The following is a 24683-nucleotide window of genomic DNA, read 5'->3' on the forward strand; positions in this document are numbered from 1 at the left end:
GAACGACGGTGGCGGAACGTAGCACGGCTGCCGTCGACGTGGCCGACAACAGCGGCAATGAGCCGCTGACCGCTCAGGCGGCACAGGCCACGTCCGACGGGGTGGACATCCAGAACGGACGAGCCGCGGACGGACCCATGCCCGACAAGGACGGCGAACGCACCAACCCGGCCCCTGCGGCCGCACCCGAACTGCACAGCGGACACAAGCTCGCCAGACGCTATCGGCTGGAAGAGTGCGTCACCCGTGTGGACGGATTCAGCAGTTGGCGCGCGATGGACGAGAAGCTGCGCCGGGCCGTGGGTGTGCACCTGATGCCCGCCGACCACGCGCGCGCTCGCTCCGTCCTGGCCGCCGCACGGTCCTCCGCCCTGCTCGGCGACCCGCGGTTCGTCCAGGTCCTGGACGCCGTGGAGGAGAACGACCTCGTCTACGTCGTCCACGAGTGGCTGCCCGACGCCACCGAGCTCACCGCGCTCCTCGCCGTCGGCCCCCTGGAGGCCCACGAGGCCTACCAGCTCGTCAGCCAGGTCTCCCAGGCGATGGCCGCCGCGCACCGTGAGGGTCTCGCCCATCTGCGGCTGACGCCCAGCGCGATACTGCGCACGTCCACGGGCCAGTACCGCATCCGTGGCCTCGCCGTGAACGCCGCCCTGCGCGGCATCACCAGCGAGACCCCGCAGCGGGCCGACACCGAGGCCATCGGCGCCCTGCTGTACGCCGCCCTCACCCAGCGCTGGCCGTACGAGAGCGACGCGTACGGCCTCACCGGACTGCCCAAGGGCGTCGGCCTGATCGCCCCCGACCAGGTACGCGCCGGTGTCCACCGGGGCCTGGGCGAACTCGCCATGCGCGCGCTCGCCAACGACGGGGCCACCGCCTCCCGTCAGGAGCCCGCTTGCACCACTCCTGACGAGCTGGCCAAGGCCGTGGCCGCGATGCCCCGCATCCGGCCGCCGGAGCCCGCCTTCACCGCCCCGCCGGAGTACCAGCACACCACCTACCAGCAGGGGATCTACGGCCGTCCCACGCCTCCTGGCGTGAACACGCCCCAGAGCCGGCCCGTCGCGCCCCCGCCGCCGCCGTTGCAGAGCCGTACCGGCCGGGCCCTCAAGTGGGGCGTCGCCGCCCTGCTCATCGCCGCCCTCGGCCTGGGCAGCTGGCAGCTGGCCGACACCCTCCTGGACCACAGCGGCCAGCAGGGCAACAGCGGCACCAACAACAACCCGCAGACCGGTACCGAGGACAACCCGAAGCAGCCCGAACCCGGCAAGGAACTGAAGATCCGGGACGTCTCCGTGCTCGGGGGCTCGGTGAAACCCGCTTTGGCTCCTAAGACCATCGATGGGGACCCCGGATCCGCCTGGATCACCCCCGAGTACTACAACTACGCCAACTTCGGCCGTCTGGAGACGGAGAACGACGGCAGCGGGATCATCGTCGACCTGGGCGAGGTCCGGTATGTGTCCGGGCTCGACATCGACATGTATCTGCCCGGTCAGACGGTCGAGATCCTCGCCGCCGCCCCGGACAGCGCCGCCCCCAGCTCCGTCTCCGGCTTCGCCCAGCGGATCACCGAGCTGAAGCGCACCGACAAGAAGATCCAGACCACGCTCGACACCCCGATCCGTGCCCGCTACGTGCTGATCCACATCACCGAGCTGCCCTCTTCCGGCGGCGGCTACCGGGGCGGGATCAACGAGATCAAGGTGCTCGGCTCGTCTTCCTGAGTGCACTCCCATCGGCCGCGCGCGGCCCGCTCGCCGGGCGGGCCGCGTGATTCTTTACGCGGCCCGGCCGGCGCCCCTAGGCTCCGTCCGGGGAGGAAGCAGGGGTGTGATGCGAGAAGGAACCACGGAGGGCCGCAGCGACCAGGAGCTCCTGGCGCAGCACGTGGCCGGGGATCCCGAGGCCTTCGGTGAGCTCGTGCGGCGGCACCGGGACCGGTTGTGGGCCGTGGCGCTGCGGACCCTCGGGGATCGGGAGGAGGCCGCGGACGCCGTCCAGGACGCCTTGGTCTCCGCCTATCGGGCCGCCAACACCTTCCGCGGGGATTCCGCCGTCACCACCTGGCTGCACCGGATCACCGTCAATGCCTGCCTGGACCGGGCCCGCAAGGCCGCCTCGCGTCGGACCTCGCCGATCGACGACACGGACCGCCTGGAGCGCCTTCTGGAGCCCCATGAGTCCGCGGAGGCCCCTGCGGAGCGCCAGGACCTCCATCGCCAGCTCCTGGCCGCTCTGAGCACCCTCCCGGCCGACCAGCGGGCCGCTCTGGTCCTCGTCGACATGCAGGGATACCCCGTCGCCGAGGCCGCCCGGGTCCTCGACGTGCCCACCGGCACCGTCAAGAGCCGGTGTGCGCGCGGCCGCGCGAAACTCGTGCCACTCCTCACTCATCTGCGCACGAATGCCGGGGATAACACCGCCGTCGAGCGGGGAAGGAACCGGACGCCGGGCCCACCCGTCCCACCAGCGGCAGAACCCAGGCATCCAGACCCAGACGCTGTGAAGGGCGGAGGTGGACGATCATGACCCCGCCCACTGGCATGTCCGGCACGACCGGCACGATCCGGCACCCGGACGTCTCGGAGATCTCCGACCTCACCGAAGGTCTCCTCTCCCCGTCCCGTACCGCCGAGATCCGGCGCCATCTCGACGACTGCGCCCTGTGCGCCGATGTCCGCGCCTCCCTGGAGGAGATCCGCTCGCTCCTCGGCACCCTCCCGGGCCCGGCCCGGATGCCCGCCGACATCGCCGGACGCATCGACGCGGCCCTCGCCGCGGAGGCCCTTCTCGACTCCACCCAGCCGCGGGTCGAGGACGCGCCCACCGACCGGCCCCGCACGCCGGACCGCGATGTTTCACGTGGAACCGCGCCCGCCGGTCACCCGACCGGCCCAACCGGGCCCGGGCGACGCCGTGCGCGTCGCCGGATCGCCGTGCTCACCGGTCTGGTCGGAGCCGCGGCCTGCGCCTTGGGCGTCTTCCTGTTCGGCGACTTCTCGGGCACGTCGACGCACGAGACCGCCACGAGTGGCCAGGCGTCCGATTCCGCCGCGCGGCCTCCCGCCGCTGCCTCGGGCGAGGACACGTACACCGCTCAGGGGCTTCAGGACAGCGTCCGGCAGCTCATCGCGGGCGGCCAGGGTGCCAAGAACGTTCCCGGGGAACAGAACAACACCCTCGGTCTGGAGAACACCGCCCCCGCCCCGGGTGACAAGCGGGGAGCGACTTCCGTCCCCGGCTGTGTCCAGCAGGCCACCGGCCGGCCGGACACACCGCTCGCCGCCGAACGCGGCAGCTACCAGGGCACCCCCGTCTACCTCCTCGTCCTGCCGCACCCTGCCGACTCCGCCCGCGTGGACGCCTACCTCGTCGACACCACATGCGACCAGAGCGGTTCGGACGGCCCCGGAAAGGTCCTTCTGACGCACACCTACGCGCGGTAGCCGAGGCGTTCAGGGCCGTGGTGGGCCAAGCGGGGAATGCATGCGCCGTAGGATCCGTTGGGTGGGGTGAGAGTCCGCACCGGCCCCCGGTAGGCAGTACGCAGTCCGCAGAGACGAGGAAGAAACCCGTGAGCGACGTTCGAAACGTGATCATCATCGGCTCCGGGCCGGCCGGTTACACCGCCGCCCTGTACACCGCACGCGCTTCGCTCAAGCCGCTGGTCTTCGAAGGAGCCGTCACCGCCGGTGGCGCCCTGATGAACACCACCGAGGTGGAGAACTTCCCGGGCTTCCAGGACGGCATCATGGGCCCCGACCTCATGGACAACATGCGTGCCCAGGCCGAGCGCTTCGGCGCCGAGCTGATCTCGGACGACGTCGTGGCCGTCGACCTCAGCGGTGAGATCAAGACCGTCACCGACACCGCCGGCACCGTGCACCGCGCCAAGGCCGTCATCGTCACCACCGGTTCGCAGCACCGCAAGCTCGGCCTGCCCAACGAGGACGCCCTCTCCGGCCGCGGTGTCTCCTGGTGCGCCACCTGCGACGGGTTCTTCTTCAAGGACCACGACATCGCCGTCGTTGGCGGCGGCGACACCGCGATCGAGGAGGCCACCTTCCTCTCGCGCTTCGCCAAGTCCGTCACGATCGTCCACCGCCGCGACAGCCTGCGTGCCTCGAAGGCCATGCAGGACCGCGCCTTCGCCGACCCGAAGATCAAGTTCGCCTGGGACAGCGAGGTCGCGGAGATCCACGGCGACCAGAAGCTCTCCGGCCTCACCCTGCGCAACACCAAGACCGGTGAGACCTCCGAGCTGCCCGTGACCGGCCTCTTCATCGCCGTCGGACACGACCCGCGCACCGAGCTCTTCAAGGGCCAGCTCGACCTCGACGAGGAGGGTTACCTCAAGGTCGAGGCCCCCTCCACCCGGACCAGCGCCACCGGCGTGTTCGGCGCCGGCGACGTCGTGGACCACACCTACCGTCAGGCCATCACCGCTGCGGGTACCGGCTGCTCCGCCGCCCTCGACGCCGAGCGCTTCCTCGCGGCGCTCGCGGACGCCGAGAAGGTCCACGCAGCGGTCTGACCGGTCTGACCCCCGCACTGCCCCACCCCACACCCCGCAGGAATGAAGAAGGAGGCCGCTGTGGCCGGCACCCTCAAGAACGTGACCGACGCTGACTTCGACGAGCAGGTCCTCAGGAGCGACAAGCCCGTACTGGTGGACTTCTGGGCCGCCTGGTGCGGACCGTGCCGCCAGATCGCGCCGTCCCTCGAGGCCATCGCCTCCGAGTACGGCGACCAGATCGAGATCGTCAAGCTCAACATCGACGAGAACCCGGCCACGGCCGCCAAGTACGGCGTCATGTCCATCCCGACCCTGAACGTCTACCAGGGCGGCGAGGTCGCCAAGACCATCGTCGGTGCGAAGCCGAAGGCTGCCATCCTGCGCGACCTCTCCGAGTTCGTCGAGGTCAAGACCGCCTGACACGCTCGATGTTTCACGTGAAACGGGGCCGCCCCTCCAGGGGGCGGCCCCGTTCCGTGTCTCGCGCTCACAGCGGCCGTAGCGCGGGTTCCTTGCGTGCCGCGCCCAGCAGCCGATCCAGCGCCAGCTCCACGTCTTCCTTCCAGGACAACGTCGAGCGCAGCTCCAGCCGCAGCCGTGGATGCACCGGATGCGGCCGTACGGTCTTGAAGCCCACCGCCAGGAGATGGTCCGCCGGCAGCAGACAGGCCGGGCCCTCCCAGTGCGCGTCCCCGAACGCCTCGATCGCCCGGAATCCACGCCGCAGCAGGTCCTTGGCCACCGTCTGGACCATGACCCGCCCCAGCCCCTGTCCCTGATACCCCGGCATGATCCAGGCGGTGATCAGCTGCACGGCATCGGGCGAGACCGGGCTGGTCGGAAAGGAAGCGGCCCGAGGGACGTACGCCGGCGGCGCGTAGAGGACGAAGCCCACCGGCACCTCGTCCACGTAGACCACTCGGCCGCAGGATCCCCACTCCAGCAGGACGGCGGAGATCCACGCCTCCTTCTCCTGCGCCGGAGTACCGGCCTTCACGGCGGCCTGGCCGCTGACCGGGTCCAGTTCCCAGAAGACACAGGACCGGCAACGACGCGGCAGGTCCTGGAGGTTGTCCAGCGTGAGCGGTACCAGCCGACGACCCATGACCGCATCGTATCCACTGGCCCATCGTTCTTCGACAGCAAAGCGAAGGGGCGGATCGCACCGGTTCACACCGATGCGATCCGCCCCTCGGCGGCCCGGGAATCACTCCCCGGCAAGACCCTGATCCAGCACCCGGCCCTCGCCCGGCGCCAGCGTCCCCAGAATCCGCTCCAGATCCTCCATCGAGGCGAACTCGACGGTGATCTTGCCCTTCTTCTGACCCAGATCCACCTTCACCCGCGTCTCGAACCGGTCCGACAGCCGCGTCGCCAGCTCGTTGAGCGCCGGAGCCACCCGGGCACCCGCACGCGGCCCCTTCGGCTTCACCACGCTCGACGGCTCCGAGGCCATCAGCGTCACGATCTCCTCGACCGCGCGCACCGACAGCCCCTCGGCCACGATCCGGTGCGCCAGCTTGTCCTGGGCCTCGGAGTCGTCCACGGAGAGCAGCGCACGCGCGTGCCCGGCCGACAGCACGCCCGCAGCCACCCGGCGCTGCACCGAGGGGGACAGCTTCAGCAACCGCAGCGTGTTCGACACCTGGGGACGCGAGCGCCCGATCCGGTCGGCCAGCTGGTCGTGGGTGCACTTGAAGTCACGCAGCAGCTGGTCGTAGGCCGCGGCTTCCTCCAGCGGGTTCAGCTGGGCCCGGTGCAGGTTCTCCAGCAGCGCGTCCAGCAGCAGCTTCTCGTCGTCCGTCGCCCGGATGATCGCCGGGATGGCCTCCAGCCCGGCCTCACGACAGGCACGCCAGCGCCGCTCACCCATGATCAGCTCATAGCGACCGGGGGCCGACTGCCGTACCACCACCGGCTGAAGCAGGCCCACCTCCTGGATGGAGGTCACCAGCTCGGCGAGCGCGTCCTCGTCGAACACCTCGCGCGGCTGGCGCGGGTTCGGCGTGATCGCGTCCATCGGGAGCTCGGCGAACGTCGCCCCCGCGACCGTGTTGCTCTCGGTCTCGTTCTCGGTCTGAGGCTCCGGATCGGCCTCCGGAACAATCGCGAGTGATGTTTCACGTGAAACATCGGCCTGTACGAGCGCAGCGAGCTTCGCCGCCGCCACCCCCCGCTCCGAAGCCAGCGTCGGCACCGCTGACGGAGACGTCGAACCGGCACCGATCACCGGGGGCGTCTTCTCCTGCGGAGCCGCGGGGATCAGCGCACCGAGCCCCCGCCCCAGACCCCTACGTCGCTCACTCACTGGATCCCCTCCGCCACACTCTGCGTGCTGTTCGTGCCCGGGCCCAGATGGGCGTGCCGAGCCTCGTACTGAATACCGACCCCCCGATACGCGATCTCTCGCGCTGCCTCCAGGTAGGAGAGGGAACCACTGGAACCCGGGTCGTACGTGAGCACCGTCTGCCCATAGCTCGGTGCCTCGGAAATGCGCACCGACCGGGGGATGCTCGTCCGCAGCACTTCGTTGCCGAAGTGGCTGCGCACCTCCTCCGCCACCTGCGAGGCCAGCCGCGTCCTGCCGTCGTACATCGTCAGCAGGATGGTCGACACGTGGAGGTTCGGGTTGAGGTGGGCCCGCACCAGATCGACATTGCGCAGCAGCTGCCCCAGACCCTCCAGGGCGTAGTACTCGCACTGGATCGGGATCAGCACCTCCGCGCCGGCCACCAGTGCGTTCACCGTCAGCAGCCCCAGCGAGGGAGGGCAGTCGATCAGGATGTAGTCGAGGGGCTGGTCGTAGGCCTGGATCGCCCGCTGCAGGCGGCTCTCCCGCGCCACGAGCGACACCAGCTCGATCTCGGCGCCCGCCAGGTCGATCGTGGCCGGGGCACAGAAGAGCCCCTCCACGTCCACCACCGGCTGGACGACCTCCAGCAGGGGCCGGCTGTCCACGAGCACGTCGTAGATGGACGGCACGTCGGCGTGGTGGTCGATACCCAGCGCCGTGGACGCGTTGCCCTGCGGGTCGAGGTCGACGACCAGGACCCGTGCACCGTGCAGCGCGAGTGAGGCCGCCAGGTTCACGGTCGTCGTGGTCTTCCCCACGCCGCCCTTCTGGTTGGCGACCACGATCACCCGGGTCTGATTCGGCCGGGGCAGCCTCTCACCGGCACGCCCCATTGCCTCGACCGCCTGCTGGGCAGCTCGGCCGATGGGGGTGTCGTTGTCCACAAGAGGCGGAGGGGATGTTTCACGTGAAACATCCTCACCCGCTGATTCAGAGCGGGGACCGGGGACCGGATCGGTCATCGGCCCCGCGAGGTTGGCGTCGGACCGCACGGTGTCACTCTCCTCGACATCAGGCTCGCGATGAACAGAGCCTCCCATGTCACCCGGGTCGCGAACCAGCGGGGCCCGTACTCCTGTGGATGAATCCACCGTTGTGGACAACTCTGTCCCCCTTGCGTCCTTGCGCTGGAGGGGGGATGCAGCCGCACGACCGCGGCTGATGATTCCGTGCAGCAGAGAGCGACGTTTCACGTGAAACACGATGCCCGGAGGGAGTCTCCCGGCCTCTACGACACTCCGAAATCCATACCTATAGGGCCCAACACGGATGAAATCTCCCGTGTGGGCCCCGGCTCTCGGCGAATCAGCGGAAGATCACCGGCGTCGGCGGGTACGTCCCACCCGCGCCGCCTTAGCCCGCTTGGCCGCGAACCTCACCCCTCCGGGGCTCTCTCCGACCTCGACCCGCACGACCGTCGACAGAGGATCCACCAGACCCTCGCCCACGTGCAGCACCGAGGTCTTCACCACACCCAGCTTCGCCAGCGCTGTCTTCGCCGACACCAGTTCCTCGTCCGCGGTGTCGCCCTTGAGGGCCAGCATCTCGCCGTACGGCCGCAGCAGGGGCACGCCCCAGCCGGCCAGCCGGTCCAGCGGAGCCACCGCCCGCGCGGTCACCACATGCACCGGCTGGAGCTTGCCCAGGACCTCCTCGGCCCGCCCGCGCACCACCGTGACGTGGTCGAGGCCCAGCAACTCCACGGCCTCCTGGAGGAAGGTCGTACGCCGCAGCAGCGGTTCGAGCAGCGTGATCTTGAGATCCCGTCGCACCAGGGCGAGCGGGATACCGGGCAGACCCGCACCCGAGCCCACGTCGCACACGGTGACGCCCTGCGGCACCACCTCCGACAGCACAGCGCAGTTCAGCAGGTGCCGCTCCCACAGGCGCGGCACCTCACGCGGCCCGATCAGGCCCCGCTTGACTCCTGCGTCCGCCAGCAGCTCCGCATACCGCACAGCTTCCGGGAAAAACTCACCGAACACCGCGCGCGCCTCTTCAGGCGCCGGGGGAAGCTCAGCTGCCTCCGTCACGGGGACCGTCCTTCCGTACCGCATGGTTCTGAAAAAACCACGTCTTCAAGATGAGGCGTCGTTCACCTGTCAGGCCAGGCTGACAAACATCGGCCCCGCCTGCGACACAGACGGGGCCGAAACAACTCGCGTCGACGATCAGGCCGGGAGCACAACGACGAAGCGCTGCGGCTCCTCGCCCTCGGACTCGCTGCGCAGACCGGCGGCCGCCACGGCGTCGTGGACGACCTTCCGCTCGAACGGGGTCATCGGAGCCAGCTTCAGCGGCTCGCCGGACGCCTTCACGTCCGCCGCGGCCTGAGCGCCCAGCGCCGCCAGCTCCTCGCGCTTCTTCGCGCGGAACCCGGCGATGTCCAGCATGAGCCGGCTGCGGTCCCCGGTCTCCCGGTGCACGGCGAGGCGGGTCAGCTCCTGCAGAGCCTCCAGGACCTCACCGTCGCGACCCACGAGCTTCTGCAGATCACGGCTGGCGGAGTCACTGACGATCGACACCGCGGCCCGGTCGGCCTCGACGTCCATGTCGATGTCGCCGTCCAGGTCGGCGATGTCCAGCAGACCCTCGAGGTAGTCGGCCGCGATCTCACCCTCCTGCTCGAGGCGGGTCAGGGTGTCGCCACTCTCAGCGGCGGCGGTGGTGGTGCCTTCCGTCACGGGAGGGACTCCTTCTTACTTCTTGGGAGCGGGCTTGCTGGGAGTCTGACGCTGCGACTTCGACTGGCGCTTCGGCTGCTGCCGCTTCGCGGCACCGCCGCTCGCCGCATCCGAGTCTGCCGTGGCCTCGACACTCTTGATCACGGAGCCGTCGGCCTGGGCGGCCATGCCCTGCTTGCTGAGGGCGGCGATGAACTTGCGCTCGTTGTCGTTGCGGTCCGGGCCCTTGGCGACGATCGCCGAGACGACCCGCTTCTTGCCCCGGCCCTTGAGCTCACCGTGCGAGGTGATCTGCTTCAGCAGGCGGGTCAGGTACTGGTCCTGCGCCTTGCTGCCCGGCGTCGGGTTCTGGTTGATCACGTACATCTGCTGGCCCATGGTCCACACGTTCGTGGTCAGCCAGTAGACGAGAACACCGACGGGGAAGTTGATGCCCATGACCGCGAAGATCACCGGGAAGATGTACATCAGCATCTTCTGCTGCTGCATGAACGGCGTCTTGACCGAGAGGTCGACGTTCTTCTGCATCAGCTGACGCTGGGTGTAGAACTGCGACAGCGACATCATGATGATCATGACTGCGGTCACGATCCGGACGTCCGTCAGGGTGGCACCGAGAGCGGCGACCTTCTCCGGGCTGTCCATGAACTTCGCGGCGATCGGGGCGCCGAAGATCTTGGCCGCGCGGGCGCTGTCGACCAGCTGCTGGTCCATCGCGCCGACCGCCTTGCCGTCGGCGATGTTCGACAGCACGTGGTACAGCGCGAAGAAGAACGGGGACTGCGCCAGGATGGGCAGGCACGAGGAGAGCGGGTTGGTACCCGTCTCCTTGTACAGCTTCATCATCTCTTCGGACTGACGCTGCTTGTCGTTCTTGTAGCGCTCCTGGATCGCCTTCATCTTCGGCTGGAGCGCCTGCATACCCCGCGTCGCCTTGATCTGCTTCACGAAGAGCGGGATCAGACAGATACGGATCAAGATCACCAGGGACACGATGGACAGGCCCCAGGCCCACCCACTCGACTCACCGAAGATCGCCCCGTACATCGAGTGGAACTGGACGATGATCCACGAGACGGGGTAAGTGATAAAGCTGAACAGACTGGCAATCGTGTCCACTAATCAGGCTCCTTGAGCATTGCGAGATCTACGCAACGCACTGCGCAGCTGCTCGTGCCAACGCGGGCGTTTACGGGGTGGGACATGGTCCACGCCACCCGGGGACCACGGATTGCACCGCAGGATCCGCCAGGCGGTCAGGACCGTCCCCTTCACCGCACCATGCCGGTCGATGGCCGTGTACCCGTAGTGCGAACACGACGGGTAGTAGCGGCACACCGGCCCGAGCAGCGGACTGATCGTCCACTGGTACAGCTTGATCAAAGCGAGCAGCGGGTACTTCATCGAGCCACGCCTCCCAGGAGCCGCACCAGAGCGGCATCCAGGTCCCGGGCCAGCTCGTCGGGGCCGGCATCACCCGCTCCGGGCAACGCGCGTACCACCACCAGGCTACCGGCGGGCAGCTGGGACAGCCGCTCGCGGACCAGATGGCGGAGACGGCGCTTGACCCGGTTACGTACGACGGCGTTGCCGACAGCCTTGCTGACGACGAAACCCGCACGCGACGAGGGATCGATCTCCCCCGACTCGTGCGGGTCCGTTGCACCGCTTGTACGTAGATGGACGACGAGGAGCGGGCGACCAGCCCGACGACCTCGACGTACCGCGCTCGCGAAGTCCTCGCGCCGCCTCAGCCGATTCTCGGGAGACAGCACGACGTCACGACCTGCGTGTTGTTACGCGGAAAGGGCGGCGCGGCCCTTGCCACGACGGTTCGCGAGGATCGCGCGACCGGCACGGGTACGCATCCGCAGGCGGAAGCCGTGGGTCTTGGCACGACGGCGGTTGTTCGGCTGGAAGGTGCGCTTGCTCACTCGGGGGCTCCAGAGAATGAATCGTTGTGGCGGGACATCGCCTGGCTGTCACCGTGCGCCCACGAGGAAACTCGCGTGTTCGCCCGAGTGGCACCGCTAAATGATCACTATCAGTGACCTTCGCCCATCGGTAGGCAGGCGGCAGCAGCCATCGACAACTCGACCTCGTTACGGTACGCGCGGCTACGCCATCCGGTCAAACCGAGCCGGCGGGGCCGCACACTGTGCACAGGCTGTGGACAACGACTTGAACCGTACCCGCTGGCCTGACTACCGTTGCCTGACCCCGGATTTTTTGTCCCGACCGTCCCAAAGAACCACACATTCGTGGGACCCCTGTGAGAGAGCGTGCTCTGTGGCTGACGTACCTGCCGATCTTGCCGCAGTGTGGCCAAGGGTGCTCGAAAAGCTCCTCGGGGAGGGACAGCCGGGGATCGAGCCCAAGGACAAGCAGTGGGTCGAGCGGTGCCAGCCCCTGGCACTCGTCGCCGACACCGCACTGCTGGCCGTCCCCAATGAATGGGGCAAGCGCGTCCTCGAGGGCCGCCTCGCCCCACTGATCAGTGACGCGCTCAGCCGTGAGTGCGGCCGCCCCATCCGGATCGCCATCACCGTGGACGACTCCGCCGGCGAGCCCGCGCCCCCCGCCCCGCCCGTCCAGCAGCAGGGCGGGTACGAGCCGTACGGCGGCCAGCGCCCCGGCGGCGGCCCGGGCGACGACCAGCTCCCCACCGCCCGCCCGGCCTATCCGGACTACCAGCAGCAGCGCCCCGAGCCCGGCGCCTGGCCCCGCGGCGGCCAACAGGACGACTACGGCTGGCAGCAGCCGCGCCTCGGCGGATTCCCCGAGCGCGACCCGTACGCGTCCCCCCAGCCGGGCTACCTCCAGCAGCCCGAGCCCTCCGGCTACGACCAGGGCTCCTACGAGCAGAAGAAGTACGAGCAGTCCCCGTACGAGTCCCAGCAGCAGCACCAGTCCCATCAATACGAGCAGCAGTCGTACGAGCCCCAGCAGTACGAGCAGCCCGCGCCGCGCCAGGCCCCCGGCCGGCCCTCGGCGCCGTCCCCGTCCGGCGGCTCCACCTCGGGCCCGTTGGAGCCGACCGCGCGGCTGAACCCCAAGTACCTCTTCGACACCTTCGTCATCGGCGCGTCCAACCGCTTCGCGCACGCCGCCGCAGTGGCCGTCGCCGAGGCGCCCGCGAAGGCCTACAACCCCCTTTTCGTGTACGGGGAGTCGGGCCTCGGCAAGACGCACCTGCTGCACGCCATCGGGCACTACGCGCGGAGCCTCTACCCCGGTACCCGGGTGCGGTACGTGAGCTCCGAGGAGTTCACCAACGAGTTCATCAACTCGATCCGCGACGGCAAGGGCGACGCGTTCCGCAAGCGCTACCGCGAGATGGACATCCTGCTCGTCGACGACATCCAGTTCCTCGCGAGCAAGGAGTCGACGCAGGAGGAGTTCTTCCACACCTTCAACACGCTCCACAACGCCAACAAGCAGATCGTGCTCTCCTCCGACCGGCCGCCCAAGCAGCTGGTGACCCTGGAGGACCGGCTCCGCAACCGCTTCGAGTGGGGCCTGATCACGGATGTCCAGCCGCCCGAGCTGGAGACCCGTATCGCGATCCTGCGCAAGAAGGCCGTCCAGGAGCAGCTCAACGCCCCGCCGGAGGTACTGGAGTTCATCGCCTCCCGCATCTCGCGCAACATCCGCGAGCTGGAGGGGGCGCTGATCCGGGTCACCGCCTTCGCGAGCCTCAACCGGCAGCCGGTCGACCTGGGCCTCACCGAGGACGTCCTGAAGAACCTGATCCCGGGCGGCGAGGACAGCGCTCCGGAGATCACGGCCTCCGACATCATGGCGGCCACCGCGGACTACTTCGGCCTGACCGTGGACGACCTGTGCGGCTCCTCGCGCAGCCGGGTCCTGGTCACCGCCCGGCAGATCGCCATGTACCTGTGCCGTGAGCTCACCGACCTCTCACTGCCCAAGATCGGGGCACAGTTCGGCGGCCGCGACCACACGACCGTCATGCACGCGGACCGCAAGATCCGGGCTCTGATGGCCGAGCGACGCTCCATCTACAACCAGGTCACCGAGCTCACCAACCGCATCAAGAACGGCTGAGCGCGGCTCCCCGACACCCGGTTCGGGGCCGCTCCACGGCCTCTTCAAACGCGTTCAGAGGGCGCTCCCGGTCCACAACGGGGGCGCCCTTCGTCGTTCGCGCGCCCCTGACCTGTTCGAATACGCCCCCGCGGGAGCAACTCATCCACAGATTGGGAGACTTTCTTCCGTCCACACCCTGGGGATGGGTCGCGTCGCCCACAATCTGTCCACAGGCGTGCGGGGTGAGGCTCCATCAGGGCAGGTCAGCCCCCTGTGGAATTGTGCACAAACGTCATCCACAGGCTGTGGACAAATTTTTCGTCCACAGCGCTGTCCACGGCGTTGTCCACCGTCGGCCCACAGGTTTCCACGTCCTGTGCACAGGATGCGCGGCCTTCTCCACACCCTTGTCCACTGTTCGGCAACACACCACCCCCTCTCACCGCCCGGAGTGAAAGCCGTCACACGGATGTAGACGTTTGGGTTGTGGAGTACCGGGGGAAAGCTGGGGACGCACCTGTGGAGTAATCGGGGTCACCTGGGGACAGCCTGTGCAGAACTTTTCGTTCTCCACAGAGGCACGGGGTTGTCCACCGGTGTCACCCACAGGGTCGGTGGATAAAAAACCGGGGTTGACCTGCGAAAACGGGCTTATCCACCGTTTCCACAGGCCCTACTACTACCCCCATGGAGAGTTAGGCCGGTTTCGGTTTTCAAGCGGGTCCTGTGCACAACTCGTCGATCGCCCGCCCCGACGCCTCGCTCCCGACTTGACCGCCGGCCGCACCGAGTGTCGGCGTCGTACGTCAGACTGGTCCCCGGCATCGGTCGAGGCATCGACGAGCCGACGACGAAGGCCGGCAGACGAGCGAGCAACAGCAGGAGGCGGTTCCGGTGAAGATCCGGGTGGAGCGCGACGTACTCGCGGAGGCGGTGGCCTGGGCGGCCCGTAGCCTCCCGGCCCGGCCGCCGGTGCCCGTCCTCGCGGGCCTGCTGCTCAAGGCCGAGGAAGGCACCCTGAGCCTCTCCGGCTTCGACTACGAGGTCTCGGCCCGGGTCTCGGTCGAGGCGGACGTCGAGGAGGACGGCACCGTCCTGGTCTCCGGCCGGCTGCTCGCCGACATCTGCCGCGCCCTCCCCAACCGCCCGGTGGAGATTTCCACAGACGGTGTACGGGCGACCGTGGTCTGCGGCTCCTCGCGATTCACACTCCACACCCTGCCTGTGGAGGAGTACCCGGCACTGCCGCAGATGCCGACCGCGACCGGCACCGTCGCCGGCGAGGTCTTCGCCTCCGCCGCCAAGCAGGTGGCCACCGCCGCCGGCCGTGACGACACGCTGCCGGTGCTGACCGGTGTCCGCATCGAGATCGAGGGCGACCGCGTCACCCTGGCCTCCACCGACCGCTACCGCTTCGCGGTCCGCGAGTTCCTGTGGAAGCCGGAGAACCCGGAGGCGTCGGCCGTGGCCCTGGTGCCCGCCAAGACGCTCCAGGAGATCGCCAACTCGCTGACCAGCGGTGACACGGTCACCCTGGCGCTGTCCGGCTCCGGTGCGGGCGAGGGCCTGATCGGTTTCGAGGGCGCCGGCCGCCGCACCACCACCCGGCTGCTCGAAGGCGACCTGCCCAAGTACCGGACGCTGTTCCCGACGGAGTTCAACTCGATCGCCGTGATCGAGACCGCGCCCTTCGTCGAGGCCGTCAAGCGCGTGGCCCTGGTGGCCGAGCGCAACACCCCGGTCCGCCTCAGCTTCGAGAAGGGCGTGCTGATCCTGGAGGCCGGTTCCTCCGACGACGCACAGGCTGTGGAAAGGGTCGACGCCCAGCTGGACGGCGACGACATCTCGATCGCCTTCAACCCGACCTTCCTGCTGGACGGCCTGAGCGCGATCGCGTCCCCGGTGGCCCAGCTCAGCTTCACCACGTCGACCAAGCCGGCGCTGCTCAGCGGCCGCCCGGCGATCGACGCGGAGGCGGACGAGGCCTACAAGTACCTGATCATGCCGGTGCGCCTGTCCGGCTGACGCTCCACTTGTCGGCGTCGGGCCCGGTCTCGCACGCAGCGGGACCGGGCCCGACGCCGTCCACAGGGTGGGGAGCCACCGGGGATGACCCGGAAACCGGGAAAGCCGGTTCGGCCGCCATGGAGCGCCCGCAGGGCCCGCCGCCACGGCCCGGCGTAGGCTCGGATCCGGTGGGCGACCCCCCGCGCGTCCGGTGAGGACACGGCCGGGGAAGCCCCGGCAAAGACGGCCACAACGCTTAAGGAACCACCTGATGGAGCTTGGTCTCGTCGGTCTCGGCAAGATGGGCGGCAACATGCGCGAGCGCATCCGCCGCGCAGGCCACACCGTCATCGGATACGACCGCAACCCGGACCTCGCGGATGTCCACAGCCTGCAGGAACTTGTGGACAGCCTGCAGGCCCCCCGCGTCGTGTGGGTCATGGTCCCGGCCGGTGCGGCCACCCAGTCCACGGTCGACGAGCTCGCCGAGCTGCTGTCGCCCGGTGACATCGTCGTCGACGGCGGGAACTCCCGCTGGACCGACGACGAGAAGCACGCCGAGGAGCTGAAGGCCAAGGGCATCGGCTTCGTCGACTGCGGTGTCTCCGGCGGCGTCTGGGGCCTGGAGAACGGCTACGCGCTCATGTACGGCGGCGCCGCCGAGGACGTGGCCCGCGTACAGCCCGTCTTCGACGCGCTCAAGCCCGAGGGCGAGTTCGGCGCCGTGCACGCCGGCAAGGTCGGCGCCGGCCACTTCGCGAAGATGGTCCACAACGGCATCGAGTACGCCATGATGCAGGCCTACGCCGAGGGCTGGGAGCTCCTGGAGAAGGTGGACTCGGTCACCGACGTCCGCGAGGTCTTCCGCTCCTGGCAGGAAGGCACCGTCATCCGCTCCTGGCTGCTGGACCTGGCCGTGAACGCCCTCGACGAGGACGAGCACCTGGAGCAGCTGCGTGGCTTCGCCCAGGACTCCGGCGAGGGACGCTGGACGGTGGAGGCGGCGATCGACAACGCCGTGCCGCTGCCCGCGATCACCGCGTCGCTGTTCGCGCGCTTCGCCTCGCGGCAGGACGACTCCCCGCAGATGAAGATGATCGCCGCGCTGCGCAACCAGTTCGGCGGCCACGCGGTCGAGAAGAAGTAGCACGTCACAGCCCGGGGCCGAGAGGCCCGCAGGGACAGCAGCACAGCACCACAGCGAGTAGTGGGAAGCCGGGGGAGGTCGGCGCCGTATGCACGTTTCGCATCTCTCATTGGCCGACTTCCGCTCGTACGCCCGGGCCGAGGTTCCCCTCGACCCGGGCGTCACCGCTTTCGTGGGCCCCAACGGCCAGGGGAAGACCAACCTCGTCGAGGCCATCGGGTACCTGGCGACCCTCGGCAGCCACCGGGTCTCCTCGGACGCCCCGCTCGTGCGGATGGGCGCGGACCGGGCGATCATCCGGGCCGCCGTCACCCAGGGCGAGCGGCAGCAGCTGGTCGAACTGGAACTCAACCCCGGCCGGGCGAACCGGGCCCGGATCAACCGTTCTTCGCAGGTCAGGCCGCGGGACGTGCTGGGGATCATACGGACGGTGCTGTTCGCGCCGGAGGATCTGGCCCTGGTCAAGGGCGACCCGGGCGAGCGGCGCCGGTTCCTGGACGAGCTGGTCACGGCGCGCTCGCCGCGGATGGCCGCCGTCCGCTCCGACTACGAGCGGGTGCTCAAGCAGCGCAACACCCTCCTGAAGTCCGCGGCGATGGCCCGCCGGCACGGCGGCCGGTCCCTGGACCTGTCCACCCTCGACGTGTGGGACCAGCACCTCGCGCGCGTGGGCGCGGAGCTGCTCGCCCAGCGCCTCGATCTGATCGCGACCCTGCTGCCCTTGGCGGACAAGGCCTACGAGCAGCTCGCGCCCGGCGGCGGCCCACTGGGCCTGGCGTACAGGTCCTCGGTCGGCGAGCCGGTGGACAGCGGTGCGGCGCGCACCCGCGAGGCCCTCTACGAGGCGCTGCTGGCGGCACTGGCCGAGGTGCGCAAGCAGGAGATCGAGCGCGGCGTGACCCTGGTGGGCCCGCACCGCGACGATCTGGTGCTGCGGCTCGGGGAGCTGCCCGCGAAGGGGTACGCGAGCCACGGGGAGTCGTGGTCGTACGCGCTGGCGCTGCGGCTGGCCTCGTACGAGCTGCTGCGCTCGGAGGGCAGTGAGCCCGTGCTGATCCTGGACGACGTGTTCGCGGAGCTGGACACCCGGCGTCGGGAGCGGCTGGCGGAGCTGGTGGCCCCGGGCGAGCAGGTCCTGGTGACCGCGGCGGTGGACGACGACGTTCCGGGGGTGCTGGTCGGAACGCGGTTCGGGGTGTCCGGCGGTGAGGTGACCCGGTTGTGAACGAGCAGGCCAAGGATCCGCAGGAGGGTCGCAAGACCCCGGAGGCCTCCGGGGTGGACCTCGCGCGCCAGGCCCTCGCGGCGGCGCGCGAGCAGGCGCGGGCCCGGGGCAACGCGGTCGGCGCGAAGAAGGGCCGGCAGCCGGGGCTGCGCTCGGGGGCTCGTGCGGACGGCCGGGACCCTATGCCGCTCATGGCGGCGCTGGACCGGCTGCGCACCGAACGCGGCTGGGAGATGCCGATGGCGGTGGCGGGCGTGATGGAGCGCTGGCCGGAGATCGTCGGCCCGGAGATCGCGGCCCACTGTGAACCGCAGCGGTACGAGGATCGTGAGCTTGTCGTGCGGTGCGATTCCTCGGCGTGGGCGGCGCAGCTGAAGCTGCTGGCTCCGCAGCTGGTCGCGCGACTGAACGCGGATCTGGGCCAGGGCACCGTACGCCTGATCAAGGTCCAGGGGCCCGGCGGCCGGCCGAAGGGCTACGGGCCGTGGCGGGCTCCGGGCAGCAAGGGCCCGGGCGACACCTACGGGTGAGTAGGCAGCCCGGCGGGTGGCGTCCCTCACGGTAGCGGGAGGTTGACAGGCCGAAGCGCTGGGTGCCCGTGTGAGCCTCTTTGAGCCCCTCCCCGGATGTGGGGAGTCGGAGAGAGGAGGTTCAGGGCGGCACATGCGGACTCAGGTACCGGCAAACCCCCATTCATGTCCGTGGTACCGGTAGACTGGAGCAAATCCCGCCCGTTCGCGGGATCACGCAGACAACGCAGATCGACGCGGCCGCTCCACCGGCGCCTTGCTGGTCCGGAGTACGGGCTGCGCTGTGCCAGAAAGGGCGCTTCGTGGCCGATTCCGGCGACTCCAACGAGAAGAATTACGACGCCAGTGCGATCCAGGTCCTCGAGGGCCTGGACGCGGTCCGCAAGCGGCCGGGTATGTACATCGGCTCGACCGGCGAGCGTGGTCTGCACCACCTCGTCTACGAGGTCGTCGACAACTCGGTCGACGAGGCGCTGGCCGGACACGCGGACACCATCGACGTGACGATCCTCGCCGACGGCGGGGTGCGCGTGGTCGACAACGGTCGCGGTATCCCGGTCGGCATCGTCCCGTCCGAGGGCAAGCCGGCCGTCGAGGTCGTCCTGACGGTCCTGCACGCGGGTGGCAAGTTCGGCGGCGGCGGCTACGCCGTCTCCGGTGGTCTGCACGGTGTCGGCGTGTCCGTCGTGAACGCCCTGTCGACCAAGGTCGCGGTCGAGGTCAAGACGGACGGCCACCGCTGGACCCAGGACTACAAGCTGGGCGTGCCGACGGCCCCGCTGGCCAAGAACGAGGAGACCGCCGAGACCGGCACCACGGTCACCTTCTGGGCCGACGGCGACATCTTCGAGACGACCGAGTACTCCTTCGAGACGCTGTCGCGGCGCTTCCAGGAGATGGCCTTCCTCAACAAGGGCCTGACCCTGTCGCTGACCGACGAGCGCGAGTCGGCGAAGGCCACGGTCGGCGCGGACGACCCCGACGCGGACACGGCCGAGCCGACCGCGCGCACGGTGAAGTACTACTACGAGGGCGGCATCGTCGACTTCGTGAAGTACCTCAACTCGCGCAAGGGTGAGCTCATCCACCCGACCGTCATCGACGTCGAGGCCGAGGACAAGGAGCGCATGCTCTCGGTCGAGATCGCGATGCAGTGGAACTCGCAGTACACGGAGGGCGTCTACTCCTTCGCGAACACGATCCACACGCACGAGGGCGGTACGCACGAGGAGGGCTTCCGTGCGGCCCTGACGGGTCTGGTGAACCGTTACGCGCGCGACAAGAAGCTGCTGCGCGAGAAGGACGACAACCTCGCCGGCGAGGACATCCGCGAGGGTCTGACGGCGATCATCTCGGTCAAGCTGGGCGAGCCCCAGTTCGAGGGCCAGACGAAGACCAAGCTGGGCAACACGGAGGCCAAGACCTTCGTGCAGAAGGTCGTCCACGAGCACCTCAACGACTGGTTCGACCGCAACCCGGTCGAGGCCGCGGACATCATCCGCAAGTCGATCCAGGCGGCCACGGCGCGCGTCGCGGCCCGCAAGGCCCGTGACCTCACGCGTCGCAAGGGTCTGCTGGAGAGCGCCTCGCTGCCGGGCAAGCTGTCCGACTGCCAGTCGAACGACCCGACCAAGTGCGAGATCTTCATCGTCGAGGGTGACTCGGCCGGTGGCTCCGCGAAGTCCGGCCGCAACCCGATGTACCAGGCCATCCTGCCGATCCGCGGCAAGATCCTGAACGTCGAGAAGGCGCGGATCGACAAGATCCTCCAGAACACCGAGGTCCAGGCGCTGATCAGCGCCTTCGGTACCGGTGTGCACGAGGACTTCGACATCGAGAAGCTCCGCTATCACAAGATCATCTTGATGGCGGACGCCGACGTCGACGGCCAGCACATCAACACCCTGCTGCTGACCTTCCTCTTCCGCTTCATGCGGCCGCTGGTCGAGGCCGGTCACGTGTACCTGTCGCGCCCGCCGCTCTACAAGATCAAGTGGGGCCGGGACGACTTCGAGTACGCGTACTCGGACCGCGAGCGCGACGCCCTCGTGGAGCTCGGCAAGCAGAACGGCAAGCGGATCAAGGAAGACTCGATCCAGCGCTTCAAGGGTCTGGGCGAGATGAACGCCGAGGAACTGCGCGTCACCACCATGGACGTGGACCACCGCGTGCTCGGCCAGGTCACGCTCGACGACGCGGCGCAGGCCGACGACCTGTTCTCGGTGCTGATGGGTGAGGACGTCGAGGCCCGGCGCTCCTTCATCCAGCGCAACGCCAAGGACGTCCGCTTCCTCGACATCTGAGTCGGCTCCGCTGACCGCCGCCTGAAAGGATTTCTGACCAGCAATGGCCGACGAAACCACCCCCACCGCAGAGAACACCGCGGAGGAGCAGCCCGTGCTGCGCATCGAGCCCGTCGGGCTCGAGACGGAGATGCAGCGCTCCTACCTCGACTACGCGATGTCCGTCATCGTCTCGCGCGCCCTGCCGGACGTGCGCGACGGCCTCAAGCCGGTGCACCGCCGCGTGCTGTACGCGATGTACGACGGCGGCTACCGGCCCGAGAAGGGCTTCTACAAGTGCGCCCGTGTCGTCGGCGACGTCATGGGTACCTACCACCCGCACGGTGACAGCTCGATCTACGACGCCCTGGTCCGTCTGGCCCAGCCGTGGTCGATGCGCATGCCGCTGGTCGACAGCAACGGCAACTTCGGCTCCCCGGGCAACGACCCGGCGGCCGCGATGCGCTACACCGAGTGCAAGCTCATGCCGCTGGCCATGGAGATGCTCCGGGACATCGACGAGGAGACCGTCGACTTCCAGGACAACTACGACGGCCGCAACCAGGAGCCCACCGTGCTCCCGGCGCGCTTCCCGAACCTGCTGGTCAACGGCAGCGCCGGCATCGCGGTCGGCATGGCGACCAACATCCCGCCGCACAACCTCCGCGAGGTCGCGGCCGGTGCGCAGTGGGCGCTGGAGCACCCGGAGGCCTCGCACGAGGAGCTCCAGGACGCGCTGATCGAGCGGATCAAGGGCCCTGACTTCCCGTCGGGCGCCCTGGTCGTGGGCCGCAAGGGCATCGAGGAGGCGTACCGGACCGGTCGCGGCTCCATCACGATGCGCGCGGTGGTGGAGGTCGAGGAGATCCAGAACCGCCAGTGCCTGGTGGTCACGGAGCTTCCGTACCAGACCAACCCCGACAACCTCGCGCAGAAGATCGCGGACCTGGTGAAGGACGGCAAGGTCGGCGGCATCGCCGACGTCCGTGACGAGACCTCGTCGCGGACCGGCCAGCGCCTGGTGATCGTGCTCAAGCGCGACGCCGTCGCCAAGGTCGTGCTGAACAACCTCTACAAGCACACCGAGCTGCAGACGAACTTCGGCGCGAACATGCTGGCGCTGGTGGACGGTGTGCCGCGCACGCTGTCGATCGACGCCTTCATCCGCCACTGGGTGACGCACCAGATCGAGGTCATCGTCCGGCGTACGAAGTTCCGCCTGCGCAAGGCGGAGGAGCGCGCGCACATCCTGCGCGGTCTGCTCAAGGCGCTGGACGCGATCGACGAGGTCATCGCGCTGATCCGGCGCAGCAACACGGTCGAGATCGCGCGCGAGGGCCTGATGGGCCTCCTGGAGATCGACGAGATCCAGGCGAACGCGATCCTGGAGATGCAGCTCCGCCGCCTCGCGGCCCTGGAGCGCCAGAAGATCGTCGCCGAGCACGACGAGCTCCAGGCCAAGATCAACGAGTACAACGCCATCCTGGCCTCGGAGGAGCGTCAGCGCTCCATCGTCAGCGAGGAACTGGCGGCGATCGTCGAGAAGTTCGGCGACGACCGGCGTTCCAAGCTGGTGCCCTTCGACGGTGACATGTCCATCGAGGACCTGATCGCCGAAGAGGACATCGTCGTCACGATCACGCACGGCGGTTACGTCAAGCGCACCAAGACCGAGGACTACCGCTCGCAGAAGCGCGGCGGCAAGGGCGTGCGCGGCACCAAGCTGAAGCAGGACGACCTGGTCGACCACTTCTTCGTCTCCACCACGCACCACTGGCTGCTGTTCTTCACGAACAAGGGCCGGGTCTACCGCTCCAAGGCGTACGAGCTGCCGGACGCCGGCCGCGACGCCCGCGGGCAGCACGTGGCGAACCTGCTGGCCTTCCAGCCGGACGAGAAGATCGCCCAGATCCTCGCGATCCGTGACTACGAGGCGGCGCCGTACCTGATCCTGGCCACCAAGGGCGGCCTGGTGAAGAAGACGGCGCTCAAGGACTACGACTCGCCCCGCTCGGGCGGCGTCATCGCGATCAACCTCCGGGAGACGGAGGCCGGCGGCGACGACGAGCTGATCGGCGCCGAGCTGGTGTCCGCCGAGGACGACCTGCTGCTGATCAGCAAGAAGGCGCAGTCGATCCGCTTCACGGCGACCGACGAGGCGCTGCGCCCGATGGGCCGCGCCACCTCGGGTGTGAAGGGCATGAGTTTCCGTGAAGGTGACGAACTGCTCTCGATGAACGTTGTCAGGCCGGGTACGTTCGTCTTCACCGCGACCGACGGCGGCTACGCCAAGCGGACGCCGGTCGACGAGTACCGCGTCCAGGGCCGTGGCGGTCTGGGTATCAAGGCCGCCAAGATCGTGGAGGACCGCGGATCGCTCGTCGGGGCGCTCGTGGTCGACGAGAGCGACGAGATTCTCGCCATCACGCTCGGCGGTGGTGTGATTCGTACGCGCGTCAACGAAGTCAGGGAGACCGGCCGTGACACCATGGGCGTCCAGCTGATCAACCTGGGCAAGCGTGATGCCGTGGTCGGCATCGCCCGTAACGCCGAGGCCGGTCAGGAAGCTGACGAGGTCGAGGCCGACGAGAACGACACCGAGGTGGCCGACGGACAGGCCGCCGAGGCCGCCGAGGGCACGCAGCCCTCGGCCGGGGAGCACGAGGAGTAAGTCGTGAGTGGAGCCACGGGCGCCGGACCGGCCAAGACTGGAGCGAACGGTGCCCGTGGCCCTGCCGCGGACTCCCAGGGGGGAACCGTGACGGACACCCGAGGACCGAAGCCCTCGGTCGGCGCGGACGCCGGCCAGGACAAGCCCGCACAGCCGTACCACCCGCCGCAGGCCTACCCGGCGCCCTCGGGCCCGGCGACGGCGCAGGGCGGCAAGGGAGCGGCTGCGCAGCGCAAGTCGCGTACGGGGGTCCGTACGGCTCCTCGTACGCGCAAGGCGCGACTGCGGGTGGCCAAGGCCGACCCGTGGTCGGTCATGAAGGTCAGCTTCCTGCTGTCGATCGCGCTCGGCATCTGCACGATCGTGGCGGCGGCCGTGCTGTGGATGGTCATGGACGCGATGGGCGTCTTCTCGACCGTCGGCGGCACGATCAGCGAGGCGACCGGTTCGAACGAGGGCAACGGCTTCGACCTCCAGTCGTTCCTGTCGTTGCCGCGCGTTCTGATCTTCACGTCGGTCATCGCGGTGATCGACGTGGTGCTGGCGACGGCACTGGCGACGCTGGGCGCGTTCATCTACAACCTGTCGGCGGGCTTCGTCGGCGGTGTGGAGCTCACCCTCGCCGAGGACGAGTAGGCCTTCTGTTCGGGCGCCCGCGACGGGTCGGATGACCTGCGCAGACGCCCTCGGGCAACGGATTTTGGCCTGACCGGGTCTGTGCGCTAATCTTCAGGAGTCAGCGCGCAGCGCGGATGGGGCTATAGCTCAGTTGGTTAGAGCGCATCCCTGATAAGGATGAGGCCACAGGTTCAAATCCTGTTAGCCCCACAGTGTCGAAGACCCCCAGGCCAAGGCCTGGGGGTCTTTGTCGTCGGGCCAGTTGGTGGGCCGGCAGGTCACCGATCGGTATCGGTCGGTGTGTATTGTTGGGCGCCAGAAGTCCCCTACGTCAACGAAAGACGAGGTCGCGCGGTGAAGAAGCTGCTCCTGGTCGCACTGGCCGCCATCGGCGGGCTCCTCGTGTACCGCCAGATCCAGGCGGACCGCGCCGAGCAGGACCTGTGGACGGAGGCAACTGACTCCGTGCCCTCTGGTTCCGGTGTGTGAGACCCAAGGCTGATCACATGAAGCCCCGGCTGCCGCTGCGGCCGGGGCTTTGTGCTGCTCTGTGACGAAAAATTCCGTTATGTAAATATTTGGCTTGCGCGGGCA

23 protein-coding genes and 1 tRNA gene are annotated in these 24683 nt (G+C 68.8%); 15 read left to right on the top strand and 9 right to left on the bottom strand.

Annotation, left to right across the window (positions count from 1 at the left end; translation table 11 throughout):
- Window positions 1-8: 8 nt before the first annotated feature.
- The 5 genes from OG624_RS20610 to trxA all read left to right on the top strand — a co-directional run bounded on the left by OG624_RS20610 (window position 9) and on the right by trxA (window position 4942).
- Window positions 9-1730, top strand: a complete 1722-nt coding sequence (locus tag OG624_RS20610; RefSeq protein WP_033214954.1) for a protein kinase family protein — start codon at window positions 9-11, stop codon at window positions 1728-1730.
- Between the two features lie 109 nt (window positions 1731-1839).
- Complete coding sequence (gene sigM, locus OG624_RS20615) at window positions 1840-2535, top strand: RNA polymerase sigma factor SigM (RefSeq protein WP_371639692.1); 696 nt, start codon at window positions 1840-1842, stop codon at window positions 2533-2535.
- The gene (locus tag OG624_RS20620) at window positions 2532-3452 is read left to right on the top strand and encodes an anti-sigma factor family protein (protein WP_033214952.1); all 921 of its coding nucleotides are present in this window, start codon (window positions 2532-2534) and stop codon (window positions 3450-3452) included. Before sigM ends, OG624_RS20620 begins: the two co-directional genes overlap by 4 nt.
- A gap of 128 nt (window positions 3453-3580) precedes the next feature.
- Window positions 3581-4540 carry a thioredoxin-disulfide reductase gene (gene trxB / locus OG624_RS20625; protein ID WP_033214950.1) on the top strand — a complete coding sequence of 320 codons (960 nt, stop codon included), beginning with the start codon at window positions 3581-3583 and terminating at the stop codon, window positions 4538-4540.
- Between the two features lie 60 nt (window positions 4541-4600).
- Window positions 4601-4942, top strand: coding sequence for a thioredoxin (gene trxA / locus OG624_RS20630; RefSeq protein WP_030713943.1), 342 nt, complete (start codon window positions 4601-4603; stop codon window positions 4940-4942).
- A 67-nt stretch (window positions 4943-5009) separates the two neighbouring features.
- On the opposite strand, the gene OG624_RS20635 is transcribed toward trxA, so the two are convergent.
- The 9 genes from OG624_RS20635 to rpmH all read right to left on the bottom strand — a co-directional run bounded on the left by OG624_RS20635 (window position 5010) and on the right by rpmH (window position 11493).
- Window positions 5010-5627 carry a GNAT family N-acetyltransferase gene (locus tag OG624_RS20635; RefSeq protein WP_033214947.1) on the bottom strand — a complete coding sequence of 206 codons (618 nt, stop codon included), beginning with the start codon at window positions 5625-5627 and terminating at the stop codon, window positions 5010-5012.
- A gap of 102 nt (window positions 5628-5729) precedes the next feature.
- Window positions 5730-6830 (bottom strand): ParB/RepB/Spo0J family partition protein, encoded by a 1101-nt coding sequence (locus tag OG624_RS20640; protein ID WP_078908967.1) that lies wholly within the window; start codon window positions 6828-6830, stop codon window positions 5730-5732.
- Window positions 6827-7915: a ParA family protein gene (locus OG624_RS20645; RefSeq protein ID WP_078908966.1), complete on the bottom strand. Its 1089-nt coding sequence runs from the start codon at window positions 7913-7915 to the stop codon at window positions 6827-6829. Before OG624_RS20645 ends, OG624_RS20640 begins: the two co-directional genes overlap by 4 nt.
- Window positions 7916-8191: 276 nt before the next feature.
- Window positions 8192-8908 carry a 16S rRNA (guanine(527)-N(7))-methyltransferase RsmG gene (gene rsmG / locus OG624_RS20650; protein ID WP_030008407.1) on the bottom strand — a complete coding sequence of 239 codons (717 nt, stop codon included), beginning with the start codon at window positions 8906-8908 and terminating at the stop codon, window positions 8192-8194.
- Window positions 8909-9046: 138 nt separating this feature from the next.
- On the bottom strand, window positions 9047-9559 hold the full coding sequence (locus tag OG624_RS20655; RefSeq protein ID WP_030008408.1) for a Jag family protein: 513 nt from the start codon (window positions 9557-9559) through the stop codon (window positions 9047-9049).
- 15 nt (window positions 9560-9574) lie between these two features.
- A complete protein-coding gene (yidC, locus tag OG624_RS20660; protein ID WP_033214936.1) occupies window positions 9575-10678 on the bottom strand; it encodes a membrane protein insertase YidC in 1104 nt (367 codons plus the stop codon).
- A gap of 3 nt (window positions 10679-10681) precedes the next feature.
- Entirely contained in the window at window positions 10682-10963 is a 282-nt protein-coding gene (gene yidD / locus OG624_RS20665; protein WP_075970728.1) for a membrane protein insertion efficiency factor YidD, read from the bottom strand.
- Window positions 10960-11334, bottom strand: a complete 375-nt coding sequence (gene rnpA / locus OG624_RS20670; RefSeq protein ID WP_078851074.1) for a ribonuclease P protein component — start codon at window positions 11332-11334, stop codon at window positions 10960-10962. The genes yidD and rnpA overlap by 4 nt, the downstream gene beginning before the upstream one ends.
- Window positions 11335-11355: 21 nt before the next feature.
- Window positions 11356-11493, bottom strand: coding sequence for a 50S ribosomal protein L34 (gene rpmH / locus OG624_RS20675; RefSeq protein WP_008741645.1), 138 nt, complete (start codon window positions 11491-11493; stop codon window positions 11356-11358).
- Window positions 11494-11848: 355 nt separating this feature from the next.
- On the opposite strand from rpmH, the gene dnaA reads away from it, so the two are divergent.
- The 10 genes from dnaA (at window position 11849) to OG624_RS20725 (ending at window position 24578) form a co-directional block, all read left to right on the top strand.
- The gene (gene dnaA / locus OG624_RS20680) at window positions 11849-13627 is read left to right on the top strand and encodes a chromosomal replication initiator protein DnaA (protein WP_078908965.1); all 1779 of its coding nucleotides are present in this window, start codon (window positions 11849-11851) and stop codon (window positions 13625-13627) included.
- A gap of 876 nt (window positions 13628-14503) precedes the next feature.
- The gene (gene dnaN / locus OG624_RS20685; RefSeq protein ID WP_030713963.1) at window positions 14504-15634 is read left to right on the top strand and encodes a DNA polymerase III subunit beta; all 1131 of its coding nucleotides are present in this window, start codon (window positions 14504-14506) and stop codon (window positions 15632-15634) included.
- Window positions 15635-15887: 253 nt separating this feature from the next.
- Window positions 15888-16763 carry a phosphogluconate dehydrogenase (NAD(+)-dependent, decarboxylating) gene (gene gnd, locus OG624_RS20690; RefSeq protein WP_033214929.1) on the top strand — a complete coding sequence of 292 codons (876 nt, stop codon included), beginning with the start codon at window positions 15888-15890 and terminating at the stop codon, window positions 16761-16763.
- A gap of 88 nt (window positions 16764-16851) precedes the next feature.
- Complete coding sequence (gene recF / locus OG624_RS20695) at window positions 16852-17988, top strand: DNA replication/repair protein RecF (protein WP_033214928.1); 1137 nt, start codon at window positions 16852-16854, stop codon at window positions 17986-17988.
- Window positions 17985-18518: a DUF721 domain-containing protein gene (locus OG624_RS20700; RefSeq protein ID WP_371639693.1), complete on the top strand. Its 534-nt coding sequence runs from the start codon at window positions 17985-17987 to the stop codon at window positions 18516-18518. Before recF ends, OG624_RS20700 begins: the two co-directional genes overlap by 4 nt.
- Window positions 18519-18799: 281 nt before the next feature.
- Window positions 18800-20821 (top strand): DNA topoisomerase (ATP-hydrolyzing) subunit B, encoded by a 2022-nt coding sequence (gyrB, locus tag OG624_RS20705; protein ID WP_030383918.1) that lies wholly within the window; start codon window positions 18800-18802, stop codon window positions 20819-20821.
- A 43-nt stretch (window positions 20822-20864) separates the two neighbouring features.
- Window positions 20865-23471, top strand: coding sequence for a DNA gyrase subunit A (gyrA, locus tag OG624_RS20710; RefSeq protein ID WP_033214924.1), 2607 nt, complete (start codon window positions 20865-20867; stop codon window positions 23469-23471).
- A gap of 3 nt (window positions 23472-23474) precedes the next feature.
- A complete protein-coding gene (locus OG624_RS20715; protein ID WP_078908963.1) occupies window positions 23475-24107 on the top strand; it encodes a DUF3566 domain-containing protein in 633 nt (210 codons plus the stop codon).
- 118 nt (window positions 24108-24225) lie between these two features.
- Window positions 24226-24299 (top strand) — tRNA-Ile (locus tag OG624_RS20720).
- A 144-nt stretch (window positions 24300-24443) separates the two neighbouring features.
- On the top strand, window positions 24444-24578 hold the full coding sequence (locus tag OG624_RS20725) for a DLW-39 family protein (RefSeq protein WP_208809277.1): 135 nt from the start codon (window positions 24444-24446) through the stop codon (window positions 24576-24578).
- The last annotated feature ends 105 nt before the right edge of the window (window positions 24579-24683 follow it).

The sequence above is a fragment of the Streptomyces virginiae genome (assembly GCF_041432505.1).
GTDB classification, from domain to species: Bacteria; Actinomycetota; Actinomycetes; order Streptomycetales; family Streptomycetaceae; genus Streptomyces; species Streptomyces virginiae_A.